Origin of the sequence: Brevibacterium sp. 239c (assembly GCF_900169365.1) — a bacterium.
In the GTDB taxonomy this organism is placed as follows: domain Bacteria; phylum Actinomycetota; class Actinomycetes; order Actinomycetales; family Brevibacteriaceae; genus Brevibacterium.
The window spans coordinates 1-26,208 of the sequence record NZ_FXZH01000009.1 but is presented as its reverse complement, the minus strand read 5'-3'; the positions used below and the strand labels follow the sequence as shown (position 1 = coordinate 26,208).

The following is a 26,208-nucleotide window of genomic DNA, read 5'->3' as shown; positions in this document are numbered from 1 at the left end:
GAGACCATGACTGCCACAGCTACGGATACCTCCCCGGCGCAGGGCACAGCCCTCGGCCGGATTTCCCGAGTCATTGGCCCGGTTGTCGACATCGAGTTTCCGCTCGACTCCGTGCCAGCGATCTACAACTCCCTGTCCACCTCGGTGGAACTCTCAGAGGGCACGCGCAAGCTGACCTTCGAGACCGCACTGCACCTGGGCAACGGCATCGTCCGTGCCGTGTCATTGCAGCCCACCGACGGTCTGGTCCGCGGACAGGAAGTCACCGACTCCGGTGCACCCATCACGGTGCCAGTCGGGGACATCACCAAGAACCACGTGTGGAACACCACCGGTGACTGCCTCAACCTCGAAGAGGGCGAGCAGCTCGAGATCAGCGAGCGCTGGCCAATCCACCGCACCGCACCTGCCTTCGACGAACTCGAGTCGAAGACTGAGATGCTCGAAGTCGGCATCAAGAGCATCGACCTGCTCACCCCGTACGTGCAGGGTGGAAAGATCGGCCTCTTCGGTGGCGCAGGTGTGGGCAAGACAGTCCTGATTCAGGAGATGATCTACCGCATCGCGCATAACCACAGCGGCACATCCGTGTTCGCCGGTGTGGGAGAGCGCACCCGTGAGGGCAACGACCTCATCATGGAAATGGACGAGGCAGGAGTGTTCAAGGACACTGCCCTAGTCTTCGGCCAGATGGATGAGCCACCAGGCACCCGTCTGCGTGTCGCACTATCGGCACTGACCATGGCGGAATACTTCCGCGATGTGCAGAACCAGGACGTGCTGCTGTTCATCGACAACATCTTCCGTTTCACCCAGGCCGGTTCCGAGGTGTCGACCCTGCTGGGCCGCATGCCATCGGCCGTGGGCTACCAGCCCAACCTGGCTGACGAGATGGGCCTCCTGCAGGAACGAATCACCTCGACGCGTGGTCACTCGATCACCTCGATGCAGGCGATCTACGTTCCTGCTGATGACTACACGGACCCGGCTCCGGCAACCACGTTCGCCCACTTGGACGCAACGACCGAGCTCAGCCGTGACATCGCCTCACGCGGTCTGTACCCGGCTATTGACCCTCTGACCTCGACGTCGCGCATTCTCGATCCGCTGGTCGTCGGCGAAGAGCACTATCGTGTCGCCAACGAAGTCAAGGCCATTCTGCAGAAGAACAAGGAGCTCCAGGACATCATCGCCATCCTCGGTGTTGATGAACTCGGTGAAGAGGACAAGCTCGTCGTCCACCGTGCTCGTCGCATCGAGCAGTTCCTGTCGCAGAACACCTACACCGCTGAGAAGTTCACTCAGGTTCCCGGTTCGACCGTTCCGCTGGCCGACACCATCGAAGGGTTCTCGAAGCTCTGCTCCGGTGAAGTCGACCACATTCCGGAACAGGCATTCTTCAACGTGGGTGGGCTTGACGATGTCATGCGCAACTACGAAGAGATGCAGAAGTAAGCCATGGCTGTCCTCGATGTGAACGTCGTAGCAGCCGACCAAGAGGTATGGGTTGGTGAGGCCAAGCGCGTCATCGCCCGTACCTCGGACGGCGATATCGGTATCCTTCCAGGCCACGAGCCTGTATTGGGTGTCGTAGCCGATGGTGAGGCGCGTATTCTCACGACAGATGAGGAGACCATTCGGGTTAAGGCCGATGGTGGTTTCCTGTCTGTTGAGAATAATCGCGTTATCATTGCCGCTGATCAGGCCGAACTTCTCTGATCCGTCAATTAAACTGGCAACTGTGAACCCTTCCGTCCTGCTGATCGTTCTGCTCTCGTTAGTAGGACTCGCCCTCGCGCTGATCGTTGTTGTGACGATTCGACGTCGGTCGATTTCGAAGCTGTCCGGTGCTTTTGATTGTTCCATCAACGTGGGCGAGGAATCCTCTTCTCGCCCACGTTGGCGTCTGGGTGTAGCAGTGTTCTCAGTGGCCTCACTGGACTGGTACCCCGTATTCGCACTGACTCGTCGTGCCGCAGTCCGTCTCCCGCGCGCCGATCTTGATATCCTCGTCCGCCGCAAACCCACGTCCGGTGAACAGTACTCCGTGCTGCCCGATGCCGTTGTGGTGGACTGCTCCTATGGGAAGGCCGACGGTCGACCCCGTTCCGTATCTTTGGCCATGGACACCGAATCGCTGTCCACGATGGCCTCCTGGCTGGAATCATCGCCCCCCGGCTTCAACCCGACGATGGGAAGGTTCACCTGATGGATGTCTTTCGCTTGACCGGTCCGAGTCGACTGCTAGGCGAAGTCGATATCAGGGGAGCTAAGAACAGCGTTCTCAAACTGATGGCGGCCAGTCTCCTTGCCGTCGGCAAGACGACGATCACCAATGTGCCGGCGATCCTCGATGTGCGCATCATGGTCCAGCTGCTCATCCGGCTGGGCTGCGACGTTGACTACGACGCCGATCGGGGAGTCGTCAGCATCGACGTTCCCGCCGAGGTCGGAATCCAGGCCGACTACGAACTTGTACGGGCCATGCGTGCATCCATCTCCGTGCTTGGACCCCTGACCGCACGGATGCGTTCGGCACATGTGGCGCTGCCCGGTGGCGATGCGATCGGTTCCCGCGGTCTGGACATGCATCAGGCCGGCCTCGAAGCCCTCGGTGCAACGGTGCACCTGGACCACGGTTACTTCGTCGCGGAAGCCCCGAATGGTCTTCGTGGGACTGACATCGTGCTCGAATTCCCCTCCGTCGGGGCCACAGAGAACCTGGTGATGGCAGCGACGCTGGCACACGGCGTGACGACGATCTCGAACGCGGCCAAAGAGCCAGAGATCGTCGACATCTGCTCAATGCTCGTAGACATGGGCGCCCAGATCAATGGGATCGGAACCGCCGACATCACCATCACCGGTGTCGACGAACTCCGGCCAGTCGACCACCGAACGGTGGGGGATCGGATCGTCGCCGGGACCTATGCCTTCGGTGCTGCCCTGTCCGGCGGAGATGTGACCGTCAAAGGCGTTGGACTCGATCTGATGCCCAACATCGCCATCAAGCTGCGCGATTCGGGTGCCACGGTCGACGACCTCGGCGAGATCGAATTGGGAGATGGCACCCGTGGCAAAGGATTCCGCGTCGTCGGTGCCGAACGGCCACACGCGATTCGCGTCGCGACGATGCCGTTCCCCGGGTTCCCCACAGATCTCCAACCATTCGTCATCGCACTGAACTCCGTGGCCGACGGGGTCGGTCTGCTCTCGGAGAACCTGTTCGAAGCTCGTTGGAGGTTCGTCCAGGAAATTGCCCGATTGGGTGCGAAGGTGCGAATTGACGGAAACCATGCTCTGATCACCGGTGCTGAGAGTCTGTCCGGCGCCGAGGTGGAAGCCTCAGACATCCGCGCCGGTGCCGGTCTGGTGATGGCGGGCCTGCGGGCCGTGGGAATCACTGAGGTCTCCGGCATCGACCACATCGAACGAGGTTACGAGAACTTCGTGTCGAATCTGCGCACTCTTGGCGCCAACATCGAACGCGTCGAAAAAGCCGACATCCTCAGCTTCGAATAGAGTTCGGCTTCGAGCAGAACTCAGAACAGTCGCGAGTCTGGGTCGTCCATGCCGCGCAGCGCATCGTAGTCGAGAACGACACAGCGGATGCCACGGTCCTCGGCCAAGGTCCTGGCCTGGGGCTTGATCTCCTGAGCGGCGAACACTCCCTGTACAGGGGTGAGCAGCGGGTCGCGATTCATCAGCTCCAGATACCTGGTCAGCTGCTCCACGCCGTCAATGTCACCGCGGCGTTTGATCTCCACTGCCACCGACTTGTGACCGTGATCCCGGGCCAGAATGTCGACGGGACCGATGGCCGTCATGTACTCACGCCGGACCAAGCTGTAGCCGTCCCCGAGAGTCTCGATGTGCTCTGCCAGCAGCTCTTGCAGATGGGCTTCGACTCCGTCTTTGACCAGTCCGGGGTCAATGCCGAACTCATGCTGGTCATCGGCGATCACCTCGGCGATGGAGATGACGAGCTTGTCACCGGTCTTAGCCTGCGAGACTGTCCATAGCTCGACCAGACCCGCATCTGCCTGCTCTTGGCTCGGATCAGTGATTTTGATCGAGCACGGGGGAGTCATCCAATTCAGAGGCTTATACGATCCGCCATCCGAATGGATGAGGATCGAGCCGTCGGCCTTGATCATGATGAGACGGGTGGCCATGGGCAGATGGGCGGTCAGACGACCAGCATAATCTACGGAACACTTAGCAATGACGAGACGCACGCGCTTTACCCTACGTGAGAGAATGGGCAGATGCCACGATCTACCTCCTCGCGTCGCAAAAACAAATGGCAGCAGACCCCACGAGAGCTCTCCGATTCCGTCAATGGGCTGCGCACAAGCCGAGATCTGCCTGATGGCACATGGTCGGTGCAGAACGTCGCCGGCAATTCGCAGGACAAGATCTATGTCTGTCCTGGGTGCGGACAGGACGTGGCATCTTCGACTCCGCATATCGTCGCCTGGCGACAGACCGCAAGATATGGCACCGAGGTGGGCGTGGACTCGCGTCGACACTGGCACTCGAGATGCTTTCAGAAATTCCGATGACGGAGTACTGGGCTCACTTGTAGGCGGAGTGATCTCAAGGCCTGCGGGCGGGATTTCTAAGGCCGAAATTGGGATCTGAAAAGGGGCCAGTTCATTGTGAACTGGCCCCTTTTTCAATAGAACGGGTGCTCTGAGAGCTTAGACCTCAGCGCAGCGAGTTCTTCGACCGCGACGCCTTGGTGTTCTTGTTCTTCGCTCCTGAGACCTGAGCGTCGATTGCAATCGTGTCAGCGTCGGTGGCTCCGTTAGGCAGCTCGGAGTCCTCTGCGTCCTCGTCCTCTTCAGCTGCGTCGGCTGCATCAGTCTCAGACTCGGCTGCCTGAGATTCAGATGCTGCTGCGGCGTCCTTGCCTGGGGCTTCCTCGGTGCTCGTGGAAATCGCCGAGGCAGCTGCGTCGGTGGAACCGTCCGTGCCCTGTGCACCGGCATCTGCGTCGTCGGCAGCGATGTCATCCGCCTCGTCTGCTTCCTCGGGATCCTCGGCCAGAAGGTCGGCGAGCTCCTCCTCATCGGCGATCTGTTCAGTGGCGTGGGATGCGGATTCTGCCTTGGCCGGATCGACGGAATCGCCGCCCATGACACCGGGCATCGCGAACAGCGAGCGGAGCTGATCGAGCTGGGCTGTGATCGTCTTGCGCTGTTTGGTCAGCAGATCGACCTGAGACTGTGCCGATGCCACGTTGCGCTTGGCTTCGGCTGCGGACTCCTCGATTGTGGCCTCGGCCGTTGCTCGGGCTTCGCTGATGAGAGTCTGCGCACGAGTCTTGCCGTCGGCAATGATGTCGTCGGCCTTCTTCACCGCATCCGAGCGGGTCGTCTCCGCCCGCTCTGCAGCTTCCTTAGCCTCGGCATCTGCCTTGGCAGCACGCGCCTGGGCTTCGTCGATGAGCTTCTTGTTCTCAATCTGGGCGGAGTCGTAGCGCTTCTTGCGATCGGTCTCGGCGGCCTGGCGTTTGCCAGCTAGCTCGACATCGAGTTCGTCGGCAGCCTTCGTCGATGCCTCATCACGAGCCTTGGCTGCGGCGAGAAGTTCATCGGCCTGGGCCTGCGCGGTGCTGATCGACTCATCGGCCTGAAGCTTGGCTTCGGCGCGCAGGTCAGCAGCCTGCTTCTCCGAGGTGGCCTTGAGTTCAGCGAGCTCGTGCTCGAGGCTCTCGCGGGCTTCCTTCGTGGCCGCCTCATTGGCTTCCTTGGCCTGGTTGTACTCACGTTCCGCGGTCGCTTTGATTTCAGCAGCACGCTTCTCGGCGGCCTTCACCGTCTCGTCGGCGCGCAGCTCGGCCGAACTGATGATCGCGTCGGCTTCCGAGCGGGCATTGGACAGCGTGTCGTTGCTCTCTGTGTGCATCCGGGCACGGGCAGACGCAGCTTCGGCGCGTGCCTTGTTGCGGATGGTCTCTGCATCGGAGTTCGCCTGAGACAGCGTCTCGCGTGCCTGCGACTCCGCGATCTTGAGCAGATGGTCGATGCGGCTTCCGGGAGGACCGGCAGCCTCGGCGCTGTCATTGGCCGCCTTCTTCAGCTGAGCCTTCGCTTCGGAGAGCTCCCCGGCGATCTGAAGTTTCGCGCGATCAGCGTTGATGACCTGACTGCGGGCATCGGAGAGGGCCTTACGAACGGACTCGACCTCGGTTCGCAGCTGCTGCAGGCGAGAATCTACTTCACTTTTTTCGTAGCCGCGCATCGCTGTGCGGAATTCTTCGGTGGGCGTCACTGAAGCGGACTCCTGTCGTGTCAAGGGATGTGGTCAAATCGTCCACCCCCTACTCTAACGGACTCACTATGAGTGTTGGGTGCGAATTCCCAAGTGTGGACGTGTCCTGTCACGATGTGACACAGCCCCCGTGACTGAGGCCACAGACAGCTGGACTACCCTTGGAACAGGCAGCATTCCATTGACTTCCCTGCTCGTTGGCGGGGTGCAAATATCTGAGGAGAGAATATGACTGAAGCAGTGATCGTCGCGGGTGCCCGCACGCCTTTCGGACGTCTGCAGGGAGGCCTGTCATCGTTGACTGCTGTGCAGCTGGGCGGCAAGGCCATCGCAGGTGCATTGGATCGTGCGGGCATCAAGGGTGAGGACGTCGAGTACGTCATCATGGGCCAGGTCCTGCAGGCCGGGCTCGGTCAGGGACCCGCGCGTCAGGCCGCAGTCGAAGCCGGCATCCCCATGAACGTACCAGGTGTCACCGTGAACAAGCTGTGCCTGTCGGGCATCAATGCGATCACACAAGCGGCCCAGCTGGTACGGGCTGGCGAATATGATGTCGTCGTCGCCGGTGGACAGGAGTCGATGAGTCTGGCTCCCCACCTGCTGGAGAAGTCGCGTTCGGGGTACAAATACGGTGACGTCGTCGTCAAGGACCATATGGACTACGACGGACTGTGGGACGCCTTCACTGATCAGGCCATGGGCGGCCTGACCGAAGAGGCCAACGCGGGTGACTTCGAATTCTCCCGTGAAGAGCAGGATGCCTTCGCGGCCCGTTCGCATCAGCGTGCGGCCCAGGCCTGGGAATCGGGCAAATTCGGCGACGAAGTTGAAGCAGTCACCATCTCCGGTCGCAAGGGCGACGTGACTGTATCCACCGATGAGGGCGTGCGTGCCGAAACCACACCTGAGTCGATGGCCAAGCTGCGCCCTGCCTTCCGCAAGGACGGCACGATCACAGCAGGAAGCGCCTCCCAGATCTCAGACGGTGCGTGTGCAGTCGTCGTCATGTCTCGGGAGAAGGCCGAAGAGCTCGGTGCCCCGATTCTCGCTGAGATCCGATCCCATGGTTGGACGGCAGGTCCCGACTCCACGCTCCAGCATCAGCCCTCGCAGGCGATCCAGGCTGCTGCGAAGAAGGAAGGCATCGCTGCCGATTCCTTCGACCTCTACGAGATCAACGAGGCCTTCGCCGCAGTCGGGCTGGCAAGTTCGAAGGACCTGGGAGTCGACCCGGACAAGGTCAACGTCAATGGCGGCGCGGTCGCACTCGGCCACCCCATCGGGGCCTCCGGTGCCCGTATCGTGCTGACCCTTGCACTCGAGCTCCAGCGCCGAGGTGGTGGCACCGGTGTCGCCGCTCTCTGCGGTGGCGGCGGCCAGGGTGACTCACTCATCGTGACCGTACCTGCACAGAACTGACATAGATCTGATCCGAGATAGATCCGAGAGGAGAGCATCATGCTCGTTGCATTCTCCGTCGCTCCCAGCGGGGGTGACAACGCGGACGCGTCGGTCCACGACGCGGTCGCCGCAGCCGTGGAAGTCGTTCGGCGTTCCGGCCTGCCGCACCGCACCGATTCGATGTTCACCACGATCGAAGGTGAGTGGGATGAGGTATTCGCTGTGGTCAAAGAGGCCACCGACGTCGTCGGCGAGTTCGGGTCGCGAGTGGCCCTGGTCCTGAAGGCCGATATTCGTCCCGGCTACACCGGAGAGATCGACGGCAAACTCGAACGCTTAGAGGAAGCCATCGACGCACGCGGTGACGCGTGACCAGCCTGCGGTCCCACATCTGATCGATACCGAAGGGTAAGTGCGGTGCAGAGGGAACTTTCGGGAAATTCCTAGTGACGTACGTCTCATTCGGGTCTACTCTTTCTGTAAGGAAGAAGGAGATGAATAATGAATGGTTCCACGTATTTCACTACAGCCACAGCACTGACGATGGTCGCCCTGCTTGGTTTCATGGCTGCCGGGTTCTTTCCGATCATCGTCGACTTCGCCTTCGCCATCGAAGCTGTGGCCGTCATCCTCGCCCTGATCGGGCTGGTGATGGTCTCGTTCGTGACGGTGCGGAAGTCACTGGAGCGTGTCGCTCGTCAGTACTGACCCACATGTCAAACGCCTCGTGAATCGAGGTGAGAGTGACCGCCCGAACACAGTGGTCCTCGTTGTCGTCCCGGGGTTCGATCTCCGGGACGACAACGAGGACCACTTTCTGTTCTGCCGCGGGCATCGGTTAGGATATTTGAGCCTCCGTAGCTCAGTTGGATAGAGCAACCGCCTTCTAAGCGGTAGGTCGCGGGTTCGAGCCCCGCCGGGGGTACTTCTCATCTATTGACGGCTCCGATGACTCTCCGGTTTTTCCCTGCACTCAGCAATTACCTCCTCTTACGGCGTGGCAATTGGTGCACAGCTGGGAAAACGTAGAGAGTGGATGCGTGATGACAGACAGTAAGAGTGCCGTGACGCCACCAGTGGGAGGGGCGCTGAGCGATATCGCGAAGCGAGTCTCAGAAACCCGCTTCACCCTGCAGACCGATGATTGCTCTGATGGTCGCAACCTGCACCGACAGCTCTCCTCAGAGCTGACGGATTACCTGCTGCCCCGGATCAATCGGACACAGACGCCCTTCATGATCGCAGTCGGCGGGTCAACCGGTGCAGGCAAATCCACCTTGGTGAATTCTCTGGTGGGGAGAACGGTGAGTCCTGCCGGTATACGTCGACCCACGACAGGCAACCCGATCGTGGTTCACAACCCGGCCGACGCCAAGTTCTTCGAATCACAGTCATTTCTGTCCGATCTGCCACGCAGCACGGACCCCACGACTTCGACTCCCTCTGTTGTGCTGATCCAAGATGAGGGCATCGAACCGGGCACTGCTGTGCTCGACTGCCCAGATATCGACTCCATCGCCGAATCGAACCGTGATCTGGCCCGTCGGATTCTGATGAGTGCCGACCTATGGATGTTTGTGACCACAGCAAACCGCTATGCCGATGCAGCACCCTGGGTACTGCTCAAGGATGCTGCCGTGCGCAACACCTCGGTAGCCATCGTGCTCGACCGGGTACCGCCGGAAGCCAACCGTGAGGTCAGGCACCACCTCTCCAGCCTGCTTTCGGAAGCGGGACTGGAGAACTCCCCGATCTTCGCAGTGGCCGAACTCGAACTGGAAGAGGGTCTGCTTCCTCACTCCGCGATCTATCCGATCCGGTCCTGGACCAGCCAGGTGAGTTCGGAGGGCCTTTCACAGGAGCGGATTCGTCAGCGGACCCTCACCGGTTCGATCGGTGCACTACCTGCTCAGGTGAAGTCTTTGGCCGATTACGCCGAGTCGCAGGAGTCCACGTTTGACCGCCTGCAGCTCAGCCTTGATCAGACTTTCCAGGCTGCAGACACAGGCCTTGCCGAGGTGTTCTCCGACGGCCGGGTTCTGCACGGTGAGGTGAATGCCAGGTGGCAGGACTTCGTTGGTACGGGGCAGCTCTTCCGCGGTCTGGAGCCCACAATGGCGCGCATGCGCGACAGAATCTCTGCCGCAGTCACCGGCAAACACGATGCTGCCTCGCCTCTGCACATTGCGATCCTGCGCAGCGCCGCGATCTCACTGCGGGAGCAGGCAATCGGCGTCGTTGACGAGGTCGGTGCTCAGTGGCTGCGTGACCCGGCCGGTTCTGCGCTGCTGGATGCCCATCCTGAACTCCGCCAGAGCGCAAAGGACCTCGAGGACTCGGTCAAGTCCGCCGTCAGCGGATGGTCCAGCGAAGTGAATGCGCTGGTGCGTGACATCGGGCAGGGCAAGAAGTCCAAGGCTCGAATTCTTTCGTTCGGAGTCGGCGGAGTCTGTGCCGTTGTCGAATACGCGGCATTCTGGGATCCAAAATACTCTTCCGAGAACAATCACGTTTCGCGCAATGACGCGAATGTCGCCCTCAGCCTCGCCGGCACGATCTTCGGTGAGCAGGAGGCCGTGAATCTCATCGGCTCGATCAGGGATCGCTTCCTGACCACAGCGGCGGGAATCGTCGGCGGTTGCCGTGCGCCCTTTGACAACGTACTACGACTATCCGCGGTACCGGCGCGGCAAGCGGGCGCACTTCGCGCCTCCGGTGATCGACTTGAGGTGGCATTGTGAACGATCCTGCACAGTCCGAGATCAGTCGTCGGGCCGAAGGCATCCGGCAGACCCTGTCTCTGGGACCCGAGAAACTGAGTTCCGAAGTTCGCGCTGATGCACAGAACCTGCTCAACCGCGCCGAGGATCGCCTCGGCTTGGGGGAGGAGTTCACCGTCGTGGCCTTTGCTGGTTCCACGGGGTCTGGAAAGTCTTCATTGTTCAACGCCGTCGCCGGACTGGACATCGCTCGGGTCGGCGTTCGTCGCCCGACTACGTCGCGCCCCACCGCATGCGTCTGGGGCGAAGGCGGCAACGACATCCTCAACTGGCTGCATGTGCCCGAACGCAGCCGGACCTGGCGCGAATCGGCGCTCGACGGTGACGATCAGCGTAAGCTCCATGGGCTGATCCTGCTCGATCTGCCTGACCACGATTCGACCGCAGTCAAGCACCGTGTCGAATCCGATCGACTGGTGGGGCTCGTCGACGTTGTGTTCTGGGTCGTTGATCCACAGAAGTACGCTGACTTTTCACTTCACTCCGAATACCTGGCGAAACTGGCAGAGAACAGCTCGAACATGGTCGTCGTTCTCAACCAGGTCGACAAACTCAGTGACGAAGAGCAGAAAGCTGCCGCCGACCACCTGCAGCAGCTTCTCGTTGAGGACGGGCTCACCGACACGAAGGTGCACATGACCTCCGCCCTCACCCGTGAAGGGATTCCCCAGGTCAGGTCGATCTTGGCCGACACGGTCGACTCCAAGCAGGCAGCCTCTGAGAGGCTGTTGGCCGATATGCAGGCCATGGCCAAACGGATGCAGAACGAACTCGGCGAGCCCGTGGTTCCACCTGATGAGCGTCCGGGAGCCTCAAAGCTGGTGGAGACCATGTCTGACGCCGCAGGTGTAGAAGCCGTCGCACAGACAGTCCACGATGACTACATTCGCCGTGCCTATCGCAAGACCGGATATCCGGTGCTGGCATGGATGCAGCGGAACGCTCCCGACCCGTTGGGCGCCAAACACGGCCAGGGCCGAGACGAGCTGATTCGCGCGTCTGTGCCGGCGACGAGCAAAGCTCAAAGCTCTCAGGTGCGTCTGATGGCTCACGAACTGATCGCAGAAACCGTGTCGTCCATGCCGCGACCATGGCAGAGTGCAGTCTTGGAAGCCGAGAAGGAGAGTACCACCGAGCTCTCCGAAGCCCTCGACTCGGCCGTCACAGCTGTGGATATCAAACCGCAGACTCCCGGCTGGTGGTCCGTGGCCAAGATTCTGCAGATCATCTTCTTCATCGCCACGATCCTGGGCCTGTTGGGTGTCATCGCCACCGCGATCCTTGCCATCGTTATGCCGGGAACACTTCCGGGATGGAGCTGGATCGTGAGTATCGGGCTCCTGGCGGTAGGCATCATCGGATCTGTTGTGAGTTCGGTGATCGCTAAATCTGCACGCGCCAATGGAGCCGATGAGGCAGCCAGAGACGTCGATCGCACACTTCGCGAGGCCGTGGGCAGTGCGGCTCAGAGTTCCTATCTTGAGCCAGTCAACGCCGTGATCGACGAACACCGACGCGCCTACGAAACACTGCGTTGACACTTCTGTGCACATGAGCGGCGACTCGTGTGCGAATGCCCTGTGGACGGTCAATCACCGTCCACAGGGCATTTCTCATGTCTGGCAGACGGCGGCGCCAGATGTGTTCAATGATGGTTGACGTGATCGAACGGTTTCAGGCTGATTCGTCCCCGATGGGTGATCCGGCAAGTCCGATCACGTAACGCTCAGCAGAAGTGAGGTAACACGATGTCCATCATTCCGATCGCCCTCAGCGGTACTGTTGCCGCCGATCCGCAGAGCAGGACGCTGCCCTCGGGCAGGGCCTGTGCCTCGTTCCGTCTGGCCGTGAATCATTGGCGTCTCGACAAGGGGACGGGAGAATACGCCGCCGATACGACTTCGTGGTTCAGCATCGACTGCTATGGGCCCTTGGCCAGCAATGCGTCGATGAGCATCCATCAGGGAATGTCCGTCGTCGTGCAGGGAACCCTGAAGATTCGCGAATGGTCGACGGAGGAGAAGAAAGGTATTGCTCCGACCGTCATAGCCGAGCACATCGGCCCAGATCTGAGATATGGCACCGCCAATTATCAGAGGGCCAGCGGTGTGAGCAGACAACAGGATGGCCAGCAACAGGAAGGTCAGCAGCAGACGTCGGCAGGCAGCGAAGCGGGATGGGGCTCGTTTGCGGAGGGCCCTGAAAATGGTGGGTCCGATGTCTCGGACGGGTCGAGATTCGGTCTGGGATCTGCGAACAACGACGACGCAGAAGACACCGGACAATACACCGCAGACACTGCGGTCGCTGACGCCGATGAGTCCGAACCAGGTGGGGGAGACTCCGGAAACCTCGATGACGCAATCGCACGAGACACGGTGAGCGCAGCGGCGCCTTTCTGAGCCGGGTCTTTGGGCCGGTGCTGTGTCATTGCACAGATCACAGTTGAGACTGGGGCTCGCACACGTCAGATCTGAACTCTATTGGGCCGACGATCGGCTAAAGTGAGACTGTTCATCGTTCCCACCTGCTGAGGTTGTTGATGCGTCTCGTTCCGCTCCTGAGTCTCGGAGTTCTGACCATTTCTCTGTCGGGCTGCTCACTGCTGGGAATAGGCGGTGAAGATGCTCAGCCAACGCCGGATCGCACCCCGGCCAAGCCAGTCGCGGAGGTCGACAAAGTCGTAGCAGCTCTCAAGCCGCTGACCGGCGACGAGGACAAAGTTCCTTCAACGAAGAAGTTCTTCAAAACCATGATCGATGCCGGCTACGAGCCGAAGCAGCTCGAAGCCACCATCGATGACTCGCCGTTGGGCAATGATGTTCCCTCGAAGATGTTCGGTGTGAAGACCGCCAAAGGGTGCGTCATCGGCGAGATTCGGAAGGGTAAGGCAAACGCGGAACTGATGCCGCCGACCGAGTCGACGGGGTCATGTCTGTTCGGCGAAGTCGAACGTCCGAAGGGTGTCAAAGCACCTGAAGGAGACAAACGTGAGAAGGACGGCGACTCCAACGGGGCCGGGCACATGCCTGGCGAGGACATCAACGGCAAGGACGGTCCGTCTGAAAGCCCATCGCCTGACGGGGGATCGGAAGACACCTCCTCGCAGGGGACATCATCAGATGGCTCTACGTCAGAGGGATCCTCAACCGAAGGTTCCTCGTCAGGAGGCGGCTCCTCCGAGGGGTCATCATCCGGTGAAGCACCGTCCCTGGGCGGCGGCTGAACGCAGCGCCACAGGGAGTGGTCCAATTGGCACTTGAGCGTGCCGAACCGATAACCTGAGGTTATTATGGCCGAATTCATTTACACCCTTCACAAGGCGCGTAAAGCGCACGGCGACAAAGTCATTCTCGATGACGTGTCGATGTCCTTCTATCCCGGAGCGAAGATCGGCATGGTCGGTCCGAACGGTGCCGGTAAGTCGACGATCCTTAAGATCATGGCCGGGCTCGAACAGCCTTCCAACGGTGAGGCTCGGCTCAGCCCCGGTTACACCGTGGGCATCCTGTTGCAGGAGCCGCCCCTGAACGAGGACAAGACTGTCCTCGGCAACGTCGAAGAGGGCGTCGGTGAGATCAAAGCCAAGCTTGACCGTTTCAACGCCATCTCAGAGGAGATGGCCAACCCTGACGCGGACTTCGATTCCCTGATGGAAGAGATGGGCAAGCTACAGGAAGCCATCGATGCTGCCGATGCCTGGGATCTGGACTCTCAGCTGGAGCAGGCGATGGACGCTCTGCGCTGCCCACCGCCAGAAGCCGAAGTCAGTGTGCTCTCCGGTGGTGAGCGCCGCCGCGTGGCGCTGTGCAAGCTGCTCCTCGAAAAGCCCGATCTGCTCCTGCTCGATGAGCCCACAAACCACCTGGACGCCGAGTCCGTGCTGTGGTTGGAGCAGCACCTGCGGTCCTACCCCGGCGCCGTCATCGCGATCACTCACGATAGGTACTTCCTCGACCACGTTGCCGAATGGATCGCCGAGATCGATCGCGGACACCTCTACCCCTACGAGGGCAACTACTCGACCTACCTGGAGAAGAAGCAGGAACGTCTGCAGGTCGCGGGCAAGAAGGACGCGAAGCTGTCGAAGCGCCTCAAAGACGAACTCGAGTGGGTCCGGTCGAACCCGAAGGCCAAACAGACGAAGTCGAAGGCTCGTCTGGCTCGGTATGAAGAGATGGCCGCAGAGGCCGAGAAGACCAAGAAGCTGGATTTCGAAGAGATTCAGATTCCTGCCGGTCCTCGCCTCGGCGACATTGTCATCGAGGCTTCCAAACTGCAGAAGGGCTTCGACGGTCGTCTCCTCATCGACGGTCTCAGCTTCTCCCTGCCGCGCAACGGCATCGTCGGTGTCATCGGCCCCAACGGTGTCGGCAAGTCGACTCTGTTCAAGACCATCGTCGGGCAGGAAGAGCTCGACGGCGGAGATCTCAAGATCGGCGACAGCGTTAAGACCTCATATGTCGACCAGTCGCGTGGCGGTATCGACTCGAACAAGAATCTGTGGGAGGTCGTCTCCGATGGACTCGACTTCATCCAGGTGGGCAATGTTGAGATGCCTTCACGAGCATATGTCTCCGCCTTCGGTTTCAAGGGTCCCGATCAGCAGAAGAAGGCCGGCGTGCTCTCCGGTGGTGAGCGCAACCGCCTCAACCTGGCGTTGACACTCAAACAGGGCGGAAACCTGCTGCTGCTCGATGAGCCGACTAACGACCTCGACGTCGAAACCTTGGGTTCATTGGAAAACGCCCTCCTCGAGTTCCCCGGCTGTGCCGTGGTCGTCTCGCACGACCGTTGGTTCCTCGACCGGGTGGCGACCCACATCCTTGCGTGGGAGGGCACAGAAGACAATCCTGCGAACTGGTATTGGTTCGAAGGCAACTTCGAGTCCTACGAGGAGAACAAGGTCGACCGCCTCGGTGAAGACGCAGCTCGCCCTCACCGTGTGACCCACCGTCGCCTTACCCGTGACTGATTGAGTTCTGTGCTCTGCGTGCAGTCAGCGCAGCGCACAGAGTCGAATACCAATAGCTGATGCCCCGGTCGTCGACCGGGGCATCAGCTATTGGCGGGGGCATCAGCTTTCAGGCGGCTGATGCTGATCTGGTGAGAACAGATTGCCGATGCGCAGCACAAGCTTCAACAGATATCTCAACAAGATGGTGCCGACGATCCCGATCATGATCGATATCAGCGCAATCAGGGCCAGGTTCATGTCTGCGCCCTCACGAATGAAGACCAGGGCAAGGATGGTGATGATGATGAAGAGAGCGACGTTGACCAGTCGAGAGATGATCTTCCCGAGGATCTCGATCATCGCGGTGTCTTGGTTCACTGAGTTGCCTTGATTCGGACCATGCCCTCCTGCGCCACTGTGGCCAGCAACTCGCCGGTCTGGGCGAAGATGCGCCCGTACCCGAGACCGCGGCCGCCCTGGGCTGCAGGCGATTCCTGAACGTAGAGCATCCACTCATCGACTCTGACCCGACGATGCCACCACATGGCATGATCCAGGCTCGCGACCCGTAGCCCCGGGCTCGTCCAGCTCAGCCCCTGACGGCGCAGCACCGGTTCCAACAGGTTGAAATCGCTGGCATAGGCCAGAGCCGCCGCATTGAGTACAGGATCATCGCCGAAGGTCGAACTGGCACGGAACCATACGTGCTGCTGTTCGCGCTGTCGATCATCGGTGGTCAAGCTGTACAGGGATTCCTCCACTGGGCGAATCTCGAAAGGGCGTTTATTCAGCCATTCGGTGACCTGAGGTGTGTCCTGTCCTGCCAGGATCTCGCGCAGTTCCGGGCACTCCAGCGGTCCAGGCAGGCCGGACGGCATGGCCTCAGCGTGTTCAAGGCCCTCCTGTTCGACCTGGAACGAGGCGATCAGGGACAGGATCGGCGCACCCTTCTGATAGGCGTGGACACGACGGGCAGAGAACGAGCGTCCGTCACGGAGTCGTTCGACACCGAACTCAATCGGTTCGCTGACATCCCCGGCGCGCAGGAAGTACCCGTGAAGTGAATGGATGAGGCGTTCATCGGGCAGGGTCGCTGCTGCAGCCACAACGGACTGCGCCACCACCTGACCGCCGAAGACACGTCCGTCGGGTTTGTATTGGTTCTGTCCGACGAAATAGTCGCTCTCTCGGGAATCCGAGGTGAAGCTCAGGCTCTCGAGTTCGAGCACTCTGCGCAAGGTGTCGATGTTCGCCTCTGCAGTCGTGGGTTCTACATCGCTCATATGGGCCTCCAGCCTGCGACAATGAATCTCGTGCGTGTGTTCATGATTCTATCGTGGCCGTCACTGCCGCAGTGAAAGTGGCATGATGGGTCATATGCACAATGGCACCACAAACCCCCTGCTGGACGAATTCACGCGAGTACTGCTGGAGCTGAGATGGGGTGACATGGATGCCTACGGTCACGTCAACAATGTCACCCAGCTGCGCCTGCTCGAAGAGGCGCGTGTCCGAGCACTGGGGTCACCGACACACAGTGTGGACGCACCCACAACGCCTGGGCAGTTCGGAATAACGGACACCATATCGGGAATTAGGATCCCCCCGATCTTCGGCGCAGCCTCGGAGACCACTGAGTTGCTCGTGGCCTCGCATGCGATCGAATATCGTCGGCCGATTCTCTACCGCGCGGGACCCATCGCCATCGACTTGGTCATCAGCGAGGTCAAACCGGCGTCTGTGACCATCGGTTACGTCATCGCCGAACCCGACGGCTCGGTCGCCTATACGCTGGCGGAGACGGTCATCGTCTTCGTAGACCGAACCAGTTCCCGACCACGGCGCATGAGCCAGGAGGAGACAGCAGCAATGGAAGACGTCATTCGGCCTGCCGTACCGATGCGGGGGCGTCGCCGATGACCGAACTTGAGATCGCCGATCCGCTGGCGATGAAGGACCTGGCCGCGTTCACCTCTTTGGCTCACAAATTGGATCCCGATGGAGCCATGCGCCTGCACGTGTCATCGACCGTACTTGTCGTCACCATTGCCCCCTTGTATCCGCATGGGATCGGTGACTCCACACCACTGGTGTTAGCGATGCGCATGCTGCGTCTCAACGGCCCTGAAATGGATGGACTCGACGAGGTCGTTCCCTTGGCCAACCTCAAGGACCGGTTCGCCAGAGCAGAGAATGCCACACGCCTGCCGGTGCCGCCGAACTCGGTGCTGGTGTCCTGGACCGGGATAGCGCCCCCAAAGGGACAATGGACTGCCCACGACAGAATCGCCGGTGATGTCCTGCGCTCCGCCGCCGAGGCGGGGGTTGCAGAGATCAGCGACGGCGCCCCTGAGGGTGCCGGCTCGCATGCGGTGAAGGCACTGCGATCGCGGGTGTGGTCGAAGCCGATGACCGCGACAGGGGGCACCGAGCTGCCCGGTGGGCTCGGGTTCGCGGCGAGTGCACTTCGGTTCGTACCTGAAGCGGAGACTGCCTCGGCTGCGGAGAACGAGGAATACGATGTCTTCGCAAGCTCTGGATGGCTGCGAATTTCGACGCCGGGCGGGCATCTGCTCACCCGGGCACGATGAACCCCTCAGCGGTGCGAGCCCACAGCTGTGCTGGCCCACAACTGACCGATCACAGCTGACCGAGCACACCTGACCGGTCAGAGCTGACTGCCCGCACCTGACCGGTCAGTGCCGGTCTCTCAGACCGGGTTGCTGTTCGTGTTGACCATAGCCGTGGCCGCCCGCTGGAAATAGTCCCAGAAGATCTCGTCATAGAGCGGTGGGAGCGCCACATCATCGAGAGCTGCCCGCATCGAGGCCAGCCACCGGTCACGTGCGTCGAAGTCGACGGGGAAGGGAAAGTGGCGCATCCGCAGCCGGGGGTGCCCCCGTTCCTGTTGGTAGGTCGTGGGACCACCGAAGTACTGTTCCAGGAACATCTGCAGGCGGTGCTTGGCTCCTGTCAGGTCGTGCCCTTCCGGGTACATGGCAATGAGCACTTCATCCCGATCCACATGATCGTAGAAGACATCGATGAGCCGGGTGAAGGTGGGATGGCCACCGACGGCGTCGAAGATCGTCTCGTTCGATGTCTGCGTCATGGTCAATTCTCTCCGTCTGTGGTGTCGGATCCGGCTTCATCGGTCGTCGCCCGGATCTCATCGTCGCTGGGCAACGGTGACGGCGACTCGTCGCTGTTCCTCCGGTCCGCAGCCGAGGGGCGAGCGGAATCGCGGGCCGCACCCGTCGTGGCGGGTCCGGGAGCATCGGAGGTGTCCGGCAGGGTCCGGAGCATGGTCTCCTGAATGATCGGGATAGTGATGCCGCGCGTGTCGAACTCGTGCGTGAGTTCCGCACGGAAGGCACGTTCGACCATCCACTGCAGGTTGGGCTTGGTTTTGATCATTGTTCGGATGACCCTGTACTCGGCTGACAGGGACTGGACTCCTGCGATCTCGGGACGTTCGAGAATGGCGGATGCCAGTTCTTTGTCCTTCAGCATGGAGTTCGTCACCGATTCGGTGATCTCTCGGTAGGTGTCCATTGCGGTGGAGTAGTTGACCGGGATCTCGAGGACGGCACGCGCCCATCCCTGCGACAGGTTGCCGACGCGCATGATCTCGCCGTTGCGCACATGCCAGAGAGTTCCCGTGAGGTCACGTACCGCTGTCTTGCGCAGACCGAAGTCCTCGACCTCGCCGACGGCTTCGCCCAGGTCCACGGTGTCTCCGATGCCGTACTGGTCCTCGATGACCATGAAGAACCCGGACAGGTAGTCCTTGACGAGTTCCTGGGCACCGAAGGCCAGTGCCACACCGACGATGCCCGCTGAGGCCAGAATAGGTGCGATGTTGAAGTTCAATTGGTCAAGGACCATGAGCACGGCGATGACGCTGATGATGATCGTCGTCACCGACGACAGCATTCGCCCCACGGTCTTCGCACGCTGAGCACGACGTTCACGGATGATGACCGGTTCGATGCCGGTGCGCTGCGACTCGATGACAGAGCTCGAGAACTTGCCGCTGCCGTGCCCTTCCGCCTTCTCGCTGCCGACGGTGCCCTTGGCCACCGCGGTGGAGAATCGTCGGATGAACAAGCGCATCACTATGTTCAGCCCGATGGCGATGATGATGATGACGACGATCCGCAGCGGAGCGTCGAGGAGAAAGTCCCAATCGATCTTGGGTGCGGATAAGAGGTCGTTCTGCAAAGCATCGAAAGTCATGATGCCACGAGCCTAACTGCCGAAGGTCAATGTGCCCTTGGAATTGCTGGACACTTCCTGAGCGGTCAGCGCCCGCTGGGCGTCGGCAAGATTCTCCCGCATCAGGCGCACCAGTCCTTTGGGGGCCGCTGGATGATCGCTCAACCATGTCTGGGTGGCCTTGACGGTGTGCTCGCTGACCGGGGGGAACAGTCGCAACGTCAAGGTCTGTGCGATCTCCAGGGTCCGGGTTTCCCACCATCCTGAGACCCGCTGGAAGTATTCGGTGGAGAAGTCGCGCAAGGGGGCTTCTGAGGCGAGGATCGCACCGGTGTCCGTCTGCAGACCGGAGGCGAAGCCCAGAGCCAGAGCACTGAGTTCAGAGTTCGGAAGGTCGGCTTCGTCGAGAATGCGAGTGAATGCCTTCGACTTCGCCGCCGAGGTGGGGCGTGCGCTGCGCGCCGTCGCCGCCTGACGTGCTCCGGTTGCCGAAGGGTCCGTTTTGGCCATGGCCTCGATTGCTGAGTCGTCGATCGCATCGTGTGCCGCGAGTGCGATGATGATCTCCCAGGTGAGATCGGTGTCGATGGTGATTCCGTAGACCGTGTCACCGGCCGCATCCAACCAGGATTGCAGCACTGAGATCTGCGCTTGAGTCGACGCATGCTTGATGAACCCGCGGAGGAACTGGAACGCCTGGTCAGTACCGCCAGGAACCGCGTCGAGAAGCTGTGTGAACCGGTCGGCGACAGCAGCATGAGCCTCTGCTCGTGCCGCGGGGACCAGATAGGTTCCGACAGCGGCGTCGAGTTGACGCATCTGGGTGAGCAGTCCCGAGGAATGTGTCACGGACGCACAGTTGTCCAAGACCGTGGTGATGTAGTCCTGGACCGGGCGCTGACCGTCGCGGACAGTGTCCCAGAGAGTGCCGAGGATGAGCAGCTGAGTCAGGGAGTCATCGAAGTCACCGAGACGCTTGGATGCGAGGTCCATGCTCTCGGTATCGAAACGGACCTTCGCATAGGTCAGGTCCTCGTCGTTGACGATGAGGGCGTCGGGTTTCGGCAGACCGCGAGCTTCCTCGACGATGGTCGACTCCGAATCGATGTCGAGTGGGAAGCTGTGGGTCCGAACCAGTCGGCCCAGTCCGTTGTCGGAGTAGAACCCGATGGCCAGACGGTGGGGACGCAGCGACGGAACCGGCTGCCCTTCGATGATCCAGGGCTTCTGAGTCACGCGCAGCTCGGACACCACCTCGGTGTCATCATCGGTTGCGGTGTCGACCTCGGCTTCGATGAGGTTGACTCCGGATTCCTCGAGCCACAATTTCGACCAGGTGGCGAGGTCTCGTCCGCTGGTCGCCTCGAGCTCACCGAGGAGGTCCGGCAGCTCTGTGTTCGACCACGCATGTTTGTCGAAATAGCGTTTGAGCCCGGAGAAGAACTCATCGCGACCGACCCACGCCACCAACTGTTTGAGCACCGAAGCACCCTTGGCGTAGGTGATGCCGTCGAAGTTGACCTCGACATCTGCCAGGTCTTCGATGCTGGCGACGATCGGGTGTGTGCTCGGCAGCTGATCTTGTCGGTAGGCCCACGACTTCTCAATCGTGGCGAACGTCGTCCATGCCTCGGAGTACTCGGTGGCTTCGGCTGTGGCCAGCGTCGACATGAACTCGGCGAAGGACTCGTTGAGCCACAGGTCGTTCCACCATTTCATGGTGACCAGATCTCCGAACCACATGTGCGCCAACTCATGGAGCACGGTCACAGCACGTCGCTCCACAAGGGCCTCTGTGGGTCGTGATCTGAAGACGTAGTTCTCCAGAATGGTCACGGCGCCGGCGTTTTCCATCGCACCGGCATTGAACTCGGGAACGAAGAGCTGATCGTATTTCTCGAACGGATAGGACACACCGAACTCGCGTTCGTAGAACTCGAACCCTGCTCGTGTGATGGCGAAGAGGTTCTCCGCATCGAGGTGTTCGAAGAGCGACTCGCGGCAGTACAGGCCCAGCGGGACGGAGGAGCCATCGGAGGAGATCAGCTCTGAATGCACACTGCGGTAGGGTCCGGCCACGATGGCAGTTATGTAGGAGGAGATCGGAGTTGTCGGGGCGAACTGCCATACCGCGGTGTCGTCGACCGGGGCTTCGTCGAGCTCGGTGAAGACTTCGCTGGGATCACCGGGAGCCGGAGTGGGGGAGTTCGACACCATGGCCCAGCGTGCAGGGGCCACGACGGTGAAGGAGAACGGGGCCTTGAGATCGGGCTGTTCGAAGACAGGGAAGACGCGTCTGGCGTCGGGAACCTCGAACTGTGAATAAAGGTAGACCTCACCGTCGATGGGATCGACGAAACGGTGCAGGCCCTCACCGGTATTCATGTAGTAGAAGTGAGCATCGATGATGAGCTCGTTCTCAGCGGCGAGGCCGGGCAAGGTGATCCGGGAGGCAGAGACGACCTCGGCGATCTCGAGATCGAGTCCGTTGAGCCGGATGCGTTCGACGCTGGCGGTGATGGCATCGATGAAGGTGGTGGACTCCGGCGTTGCGGTGAAGCGGATGCGGGAGCGAACCCGGAAGCTCTCACCCTCTCCGGAGAGAATCAGGGTGTTCTCGTAGCTCGAGACGTCGACGAGGGATGAACGTCTGCGAGCTTCCTCGCGAGTGAGGTTATATTGGGGCACTTTGAGGTGACCTCCGCTTCGGGTCCGGGTGTACTTCGCCATTCTTTCATGGACGCATTCCTCTTCGGTGCCAAGGCTTGATAAATTGGCCTCGGACATTGCGGGCGTTTCGCCCGTGCCGGTGCCCACCCTAACGAGGAGTGAAATTGAGCAGAGAGACACTTGACCTGTGGTTCGACACGGCCTGCCCGTGGGCATGGATGACGTCGCGCTGGGGCCTCGAAGTCGCCAAGGTGCGTGACATCGACGTGAAGTTCCATGTCATGAGCCTGAACATCCTCAACCGCGATAAGGACATCCCGGCCGACTACCGAGAGCTGATGGATCGTGCTCTGGCCCCGATGCGCATCGTCACCGCCGCCATCGCCGAGCACGGCGATGAGGTCGCGGAGCCTCTCTACACCGCGATCGGAACTCGTATCCACCCAGGTGGGGAGCAGGACTTCGACAAGGCCGTCGCCGAGGCGCTGGCTGAGGTCGGCCTGCCGAATGACCTGATGAAGTACGGCGACCGCGACGACTACGACGCGGCTCTGCAGGAATCACATGATGAAGCCCTGGCACTCGTCGGCGACGATGTGGGCACGCCGATCTGCCGCGTCGCAGGAACCGCCTTCTTCGGTCCAGTCGTCACCCCGGCACCCAAGGGCGAAGACGCGGGTCGACTCTTCGACGGCGTTCTCGCTGTGGCTTCGACCCCAGGCTTCTTCGAACTCAAACGCACACGCAATCAGGGCCCGGTCTTCGACTGAGGCTCTGCCCCACCACACACAGTCTTTCCCGGGCATCTTGGCCCGGAGAACTCGAAGGAGTCACCACATGAAGGTTCATCTCGGCACCGACCACGCAGGATTCGAATTCAAAGAGATCCTCAAGACCCACCTCGGCGAATCGGGCTACGAAGTCATCGACCACGGTGCGCTCGAATACGACGCTCTCGATGACTACCCCGCATTCTGCATCGCTGCGGCTCAGGCAGTCGTCGATGATCAGGCTGCCGGTGTTGAGGCACTCGGCATCGTCATCGGAGGCTCGGGCAACGGCGAGCAGATGGCCGCGAACAAGGTCAAGGGAGCCCGGACCGCACTGGCCTGGAACACCGAAACCGCGAAGCTTGCGCGCGAGCACAATAATGCCCAGATCGTCTCGGTCGGCGCCAGGCAGCACACGGAGGCTGAATCGATCGCCATCGTCGATGCTTTTCTAGCGGAATCGTTCTCCGGTGAAGAGCGGCACGAGCGTAGGATTCGGATCATGGACGCCTATGAGGCCGAGGGCCAGTCGGCGCTGTGAAGATCAGGGGAGCGGTACTTCGGGACATGGGTGCTGAGCGTCCCTACGCGGATTCGGCGCCGATGTCGATCGAAGAACTCGAACTCGATGCGCCCGGTCCCGGTGAGGTGCTCATCCGACTCAGCGCTGCGGGTGTCTGCCATTCGGATCTGTCCGTCGTCGACGGCAACCGTCCGCGGCCTCTGCCGATGCTGCTCGGTCATGAGGGTGCAGGAATCGTCGAACAGCTCGGAGACGGCGTCGACGACCTGGAGATCGGCGACCAGGTCGTCACCGTCTTCCTGCCGCGCTGCGGGGAATGTGCGAACTGTGCCACCGATGGCAAGCTCCCGTGTACACCGGGCAGCGCCACCAACGGTGCGGGAACCTTGCCATTCGACGGGCATAAGGTCCGACTCCACGATGATTCGGGCACCGAGGTGCTCCACCACCTGGGTGCGTCGATCTTCGCAACCCACGCCGTGCTCAATCGCGCCTCCGTCGTCCCAGTGGCTTCTGATGTCCCTGCCTCGATCGCAGCCGTGCTCGGCTGTGCGGTGCTCACCGGCGGGGGAGCGGTCCTCAACGCCGGAGTTCCAGGGCCCGAAGACGAGATCATGATCGTCGGCCTGGGCGGAGTCGGCATGGCCGCTCTGATCACAGCACTGTCCATCGAGACGGCTGGCGTGATCGGCGTGGATGCCAATCCGGACAAGCTGGTCCGGGCAAAGGAACTGGGCGCGGCCGAGGTCTACACTCCCGAGCAGCTGGGGGAGCGCAGGGCTCCGATCGTCATCGAATGCGTCGGACATCCACGCGCCTTCGAAACCGCGTTCTCGGCGACCGCGGTCGGTGGGAAGACCGTCACTGTGGGACTTCCCGCACCCGATGCGCAGTCGCACATCACTCCAGTCACACTCGCAGCCGAGGCACGCACCGTCATCGGTTCGTACCTGGGCTCAGCGGTGCCCAGCCGTGACATTCCCGTCTACGCCGACCTCTGGCGTCAGGGAAAGCTGCCGGTCGGGGAACTGGTGTCGGACACCATCGGCCTCGAAGACCTCAACTCGGCCTTCGATGCGCTGGCCGACGGAACCGTCGTGCGCCAGGTCATCGACTTCCAGCGCTGAGCTCAGCCGCAGGCGCTGGAAATCACCCCTCGGATGTGAGCTCACTAGTCGGCGCCGACGTCAGCGGGAATGTGCAGGATCCGGTCGTCGGCAGCGGCCGGATCACCGCGCCCGTCCGTGTTGTTCGTGAGAACCCAGACCTCGCCGCTCGGTGTTCTCACCACATCGCGCAGGCGACCGAACTGACCGGCATAGGACACATCAGCCTCGGCGACATCCGATAGGGCAACTGTCCGCAGCACCTGTCCCCGGAGATTGGCGATGAAGAGTGTGCCCTCGCTGATGGCCATTCCGCTCGGGCTGGCCTGGTCGGGACTCCACTGCTGCACCGGGTCGATCAAATCAGCGTCTGGGGCAGGACCTTTTGAGATCCCTTCGACCTCAGGCCAGCCATAGTTACCGCCGGCTTCGATGATGTTGAGCTCATCCCACGTGTCCTGACCGAATTCGCTGGCATACATCGTGCCGTCCTCGCCCCAAGCCAGGCCCTGCGGATTGCGGTGTCCATAGGTGTAGACGAGGGACCCGTCGAACGGGTTGTCATCTGGCACGCTGCCATCCGGGTTCATCCGCAGGATCGAGCCCGAGAACGACTCACGGTCTTGGGCAGCGCTCCGGTTGCCGGCGTCGCCGACCGTTGCATAGAGCTTTCCGTCTGGGCAGAAGGCCAATCGACCGCCATTGTGGAAATCGGCCTTGGCGATCCCGTCGACGATCGTCTCGGGCGCACCGAGCTCCACACCATCGGATCCATGCTTGAGCGGAAATCTCTGGATCCGATTGTCCGTCTCGGTGGTGGAGTATGCGTAGAGACTGTCGCCGTGCACGCTGAGGCCCAGGAGCCCGCCTTCGCCTGAGGCGGAGACTCCAGCAACCGTTGCGACCTCTCTGGCCTGAGCCGGTCGCTGATCGTCGAGTTCGAGGATGCGACCGGAGTCTCTTTCACTGACTAGGACCGTGTCTTTGTAGAAGGCAACCGACCATGGGGCCTGCAGGTTCTGTGCCACTACCTCCGGATCGTCTACTCCAGGATCGACATCGGTCCTGCTCTCCCTGCTGGGGCCGCTGCTGGCCTGTGTGTCTGGAGCCGATGGGCTCGGCAAAGATGAATCCGGGTCATCGGAACTGCAGCCGCTCAGCGTCAGCGCGAGTATGATGACGGCCGCGGAACGTCGACGAAGAGTCTGCGCGGCGCGAAGAGTGGTCGGCTGCGATAGGTGTTGCGGAAAAGGGCGTGCTGCTGTCAGGGCGGATCTGTGGGTGTTGTGTCCTCGGATCAGCATTGGCGGCGCACCTTCCGGCCTCGAAATTCCGCGAGCCTGCCCCCACATTGTCTCCTGTTGGGATGAGATAAGGGGGTTATAGGCCAGATTGTGTGTACAGCATAGGGACTTTGCCCAGTAGGCAGTAGGCCAAGACGGGGCTGAACATGGTCTGGAAGCATGTTCAGTGTCCAATCCCAGGAATCATCCCCGCTGTGGTG

At 61.1% G+C, this 26,208-nt stretch carries 25 protein-coding genes and 1 tRNA gene; 18 read left to right on the top strand and 8 right to left on the bottom strand.

Features of this window, described 5'->3' with window-relative positions; all coding sequences use genetic code 11:
• Window positions 1-6: 6 nt before the first annotated feature.
• From atpD to murA, 4 genes are read left to right on the top strand one after another with little or no spacing between them, the layout of a single operon-like run.
• Window positions 7-1,455 (top strand): F0F1 ATP synthase subunit beta, encoded by a 1,449-nt coding sequence (gene atpD, locus BSP239C_RS09990; RefSeq protein ID WP_101572405.1) that lies wholly within the window; start codon window positions 7-9, stop codon window positions 1,453-1,455.
• Window positions 1,456-1,458: 3 nt separating this feature from the next.
• Window positions 1,459-1,719, top strand: coding sequence for a F0F1 ATP synthase subunit epsilon (locus BSP239C_RS09985; RefSeq protein ID WP_101572403.1), 261 nt, complete (start codon window positions 1,459-1,461; stop codon window positions 1,717-1,719).
• A 22-nt stretch (window positions 1,720-1,741) separates the two neighbouring features.
• The gene (locus BSP239C_RS09980; protein WP_009884056.1) at window positions 1,742-2,209 is read left to right on the top strand and encodes a DUF2550 domain-containing protein; all 468 of its coding nucleotides are present in this window, start codon (window positions 1,742-1,744) and stop codon (window positions 2,207-2,209) included.
• Entirely contained in the window at window positions 2,209-3,522 is a 1,314-nt protein-coding gene (gene murA, locus BSP239C_RS09975) for a UDP-N-acetylglucosamine 1-carboxyvinyltransferase (protein ID WP_101572401.1), read from the top strand. The genes BSP239C_RS09980 and murA overlap by 1 nt, the downstream gene beginning before the upstream one ends.
• A gap of 20 nt (window positions 3,523-3,542) precedes the next feature.
• Here the strand turns inward: murA and nucS are convergent, their stop codons facing one another.
• Window positions 3,543-4,238, bottom strand: coding sequence for an endonuclease NucS (gene nucS / locus BSP239C_RS09970; protein ID WP_101572399.1), 696 nt, complete (start codon window positions 4,236-4,238; stop codon window positions 3,543-3,545).
• Between the two features lie 472 nt (window positions 4,239-4,710).
• Entirely contained in the window at window positions 4,711-6,279 is a 1,569-nt protein-coding gene (locus tag BSP239C_RS09960; RefSeq protein ID WP_101572397.1) for a cell division protein, read from the bottom strand.
• 228 nt (window positions 6,280-6,507) lie between these two features.
• Between BSP239C_RS09960 and BSP239C_RS09955 the strand changes: the two genes are divergently transcribed.
• The 9 genes from BSP239C_RS09955 (at window position 6,508) to ettA (ending at window position 15,435) form a co-directional block, all read left to right on the top strand.
• Window positions 6,508-7,698 (top strand): acetyl-CoA C-acetyltransferase, encoded by a 1,191-nt coding sequence (locus BSP239C_RS09955; RefSeq protein WP_101572395.1) that lies wholly within the window; start codon window positions 6,508-6,510, stop codon window positions 7,696-7,698.
• 39 nt (window positions 7,699-7,737) lie between these two features.
• Complete coding sequence (locus BSP239C_RS09950; RefSeq protein WP_101572394.1) at window positions 7,738-8,052, top strand: thiamine-binding protein; 315 nt, start codon at window positions 7,738-7,740, stop codon at window positions 8,050-8,052.
• A 129-nt stretch (window positions 8,053-8,181) separates the two neighbouring features.
• Complete coding sequence (locus tag BSP239C_RS09945) at window positions 8,182-8,388, top strand: hypothetical protein (RefSeq protein WP_101572392.1); 207 nt, start codon at window positions 8,182-8,184, stop codon at window positions 8,386-8,388.
• A 143-nt stretch (window positions 8,389-8,531) separates the two neighbouring features.
• Window positions 8,532-8,605: transfer RNA gene (locus BSP239C_RS09940), tRNA-Arg, on the top strand.
• A gap of 118 nt (window positions 8,606-8,723) precedes the next feature.
• Entirely contained in the window at window positions 8,724-10,421 is a 1,698-nt protein-coding gene (locus tag BSP239C_RS09935; RefSeq protein WP_257930163.1) for a dynamin family protein, read from the top strand.
• Window positions 10,418-11,998 carry a GTPase gene (locus BSP239C_RS09930; RefSeq protein WP_101572390.1) on the top strand — a complete coding sequence of 527 codons (1,581 nt, stop codon included), beginning with the start codon at window positions 10,418-10,420 and terminating at the stop codon, window positions 11,996-11,998. The genes BSP239C_RS09935 and BSP239C_RS09930 overlap by 4 nt, the downstream gene beginning before the upstream one ends.
• A gap of 210 nt (window positions 11,999-12,208) precedes the next feature.
• Window positions 12,209-12,862: a single-stranded DNA-binding protein gene (locus BSP239C_RS09925; protein ID WP_101572388.1), complete on the top strand. Its 654-nt coding sequence runs from the start codon at window positions 12,209-12,211 to the stop codon at window positions 12,860-12,862.
• A gap of 140 nt (window positions 12,863-13,002) precedes the next feature.
• The gene (locus BSP239C_RS09920) at window positions 13,003-13,686 is read left to right on the top strand and encodes a DUF6993 domain-containing protein (protein ID WP_101572386.1); all 684 of its coding nucleotides are present in this window, start codon (window positions 13,003-13,005) and stop codon (window positions 13,684-13,686) included.
• Window positions 13,687-13,752: 66 nt separating this feature from the next.
• On the top strand, window positions 13,753-15,435 hold the full coding sequence (ettA, locus tag BSP239C_RS09915) for an energy-dependent translational throttle protein EttA (protein WP_101572384.1): 1,683 nt from the start codon (window positions 13,753-13,755) through the stop codon (window positions 15,433-15,435).
• 102 nt (window positions 15,436-15,537) lie between these two features.
• Here ettA and BSP239C_RS09910 read toward each other — a convergent pair whose 3' ends face one another.
• Window positions 15,538-15,795, bottom strand: coding sequence for a hypothetical protein (locus tag BSP239C_RS09910; RefSeq protein WP_257930162.1), 258 nt, complete (start codon window positions 15,793-15,795; stop codon window positions 15,538-15,540).
• A complete protein-coding gene (locus BSP239C_RS09905) occupies window positions 15,792-16,700 on the bottom strand; it encodes an acyl-CoA thioesterase II (protein WP_101572382.1) in 909 nt (302 codons plus the stop codon). Before BSP239C_RS09905 ends, BSP239C_RS09910 begins: the two co-directional genes overlap by 4 nt.
• Window positions 16,701-16,794: 94 nt before the next feature.
• On the opposite strand from BSP239C_RS09905, the gene BSP239C_RS09900 reads away from it, so the two are divergent.
• A complete protein-coding gene (locus tag BSP239C_RS09900; protein ID WP_101572380.1) occupies window positions 16,795-17,337 on the top strand; it encodes a thioesterase family protein in 543 nt (180 codons plus the stop codon).
• On the top strand, window positions 17,334-18,008 hold the full coding sequence (locus BSP239C_RS09895) for a hypothetical protein (RefSeq protein WP_101572378.1): 675 nt from the start codon (window positions 17,334-17,336) through the stop codon (window positions 18,006-18,008). Before BSP239C_RS09900 ends, BSP239C_RS09895 begins: the two co-directional genes overlap by 4 nt.
• A 119-nt stretch (window positions 18,009-18,127) precedes the next feature.
• On the opposite strand, the gene BSP239C_RS09890 is transcribed toward BSP239C_RS09895, so the two are convergent.
• The 3 genes from BSP239C_RS09890 to pepN are packed head-to-tail and all read right to left on the bottom strand — an operon-like array spanning window position 18,128 to window position 22,365.
• Complete coding sequence (locus tag BSP239C_RS09890; RefSeq protein ID WP_101572376.1) at window positions 18,128-18,529, bottom strand: globin; 402 nt, start codon at window positions 18,527-18,529, stop codon at window positions 18,128-18,130.
• A 2-nt stretch (window positions 18,530-18,531) separates the two neighbouring features.
• Entirely contained in the window at window positions 18,532-19,656 is a 1,125-nt protein-coding gene (locus BSP239C_RS09885; protein ID WP_257930161.1) for a mechanosensitive ion channel family protein, read from the bottom strand.
• Between the two features lie 12 nt (window positions 19,657-19,668).
• Window positions 19,669-22,365, bottom strand: a complete 2,697-nt coding sequence (pepN, locus tag BSP239C_RS09880; protein ID WP_101572374.1) for an aminopeptidase N — start codon at window positions 22,363-22,365, stop codon at window positions 19,669-19,671.
• 104 nt (window positions 22,366-22,469) lie between these two features.
• On the opposite strand from pepN, the gene BSP239C_RS09875 reads away from it, so the two are divergent.
• From BSP239C_RS09875 to BSP239C_RS09865, 3 genes are all read left to right on the top strand, one after another.
• Window positions 22,470-23,075: a DsbA family protein gene (locus tag BSP239C_RS09875; RefSeq protein ID WP_096160646.1), complete on the top strand. Its 606-nt coding sequence runs from the start codon at window positions 22,470-22,472 to the stop codon at window positions 23,073-23,075.
• Window positions 23,076-23,142: 67 nt separating this feature from the next.
• Window positions 23,143-23,616, top strand: a complete 474-nt coding sequence (locus tag BSP239C_RS09870) for a ribose-5-phosphate isomerase (RefSeq protein WP_096160645.1) — start codon at window positions 23,143-23,145, stop codon at window positions 23,614-23,616.
• Window positions 23,613-24,725, top strand: coding sequence for an alcohol dehydrogenase catalytic domain-containing protein (locus BSP239C_RS09865; protein WP_101572372.1), 1,113 nt, complete (start codon window positions 23,613-23,615; stop codon window positions 24,723-24,725). Before BSP239C_RS09870 ends, BSP239C_RS09865 begins: the two co-directional genes overlap by 4 nt.
• Window positions 24,726-24,769: 44 nt before the next feature.
• Here the strand turns inward: BSP239C_RS09865 and BSP239C_RS09860 are convergent, their stop codons facing one another.
• Window positions 24,770-25,732, bottom strand: a complete 963-nt coding sequence (locus tag BSP239C_RS09860; RefSeq protein ID WP_257930160.1) for a sorbosone dehydrogenase family protein — start codon at window positions 25,730-25,732, stop codon at window positions 24,770-24,772.
• Window positions 25,733-26,208 lie beyond the last annotated feature (476 nt).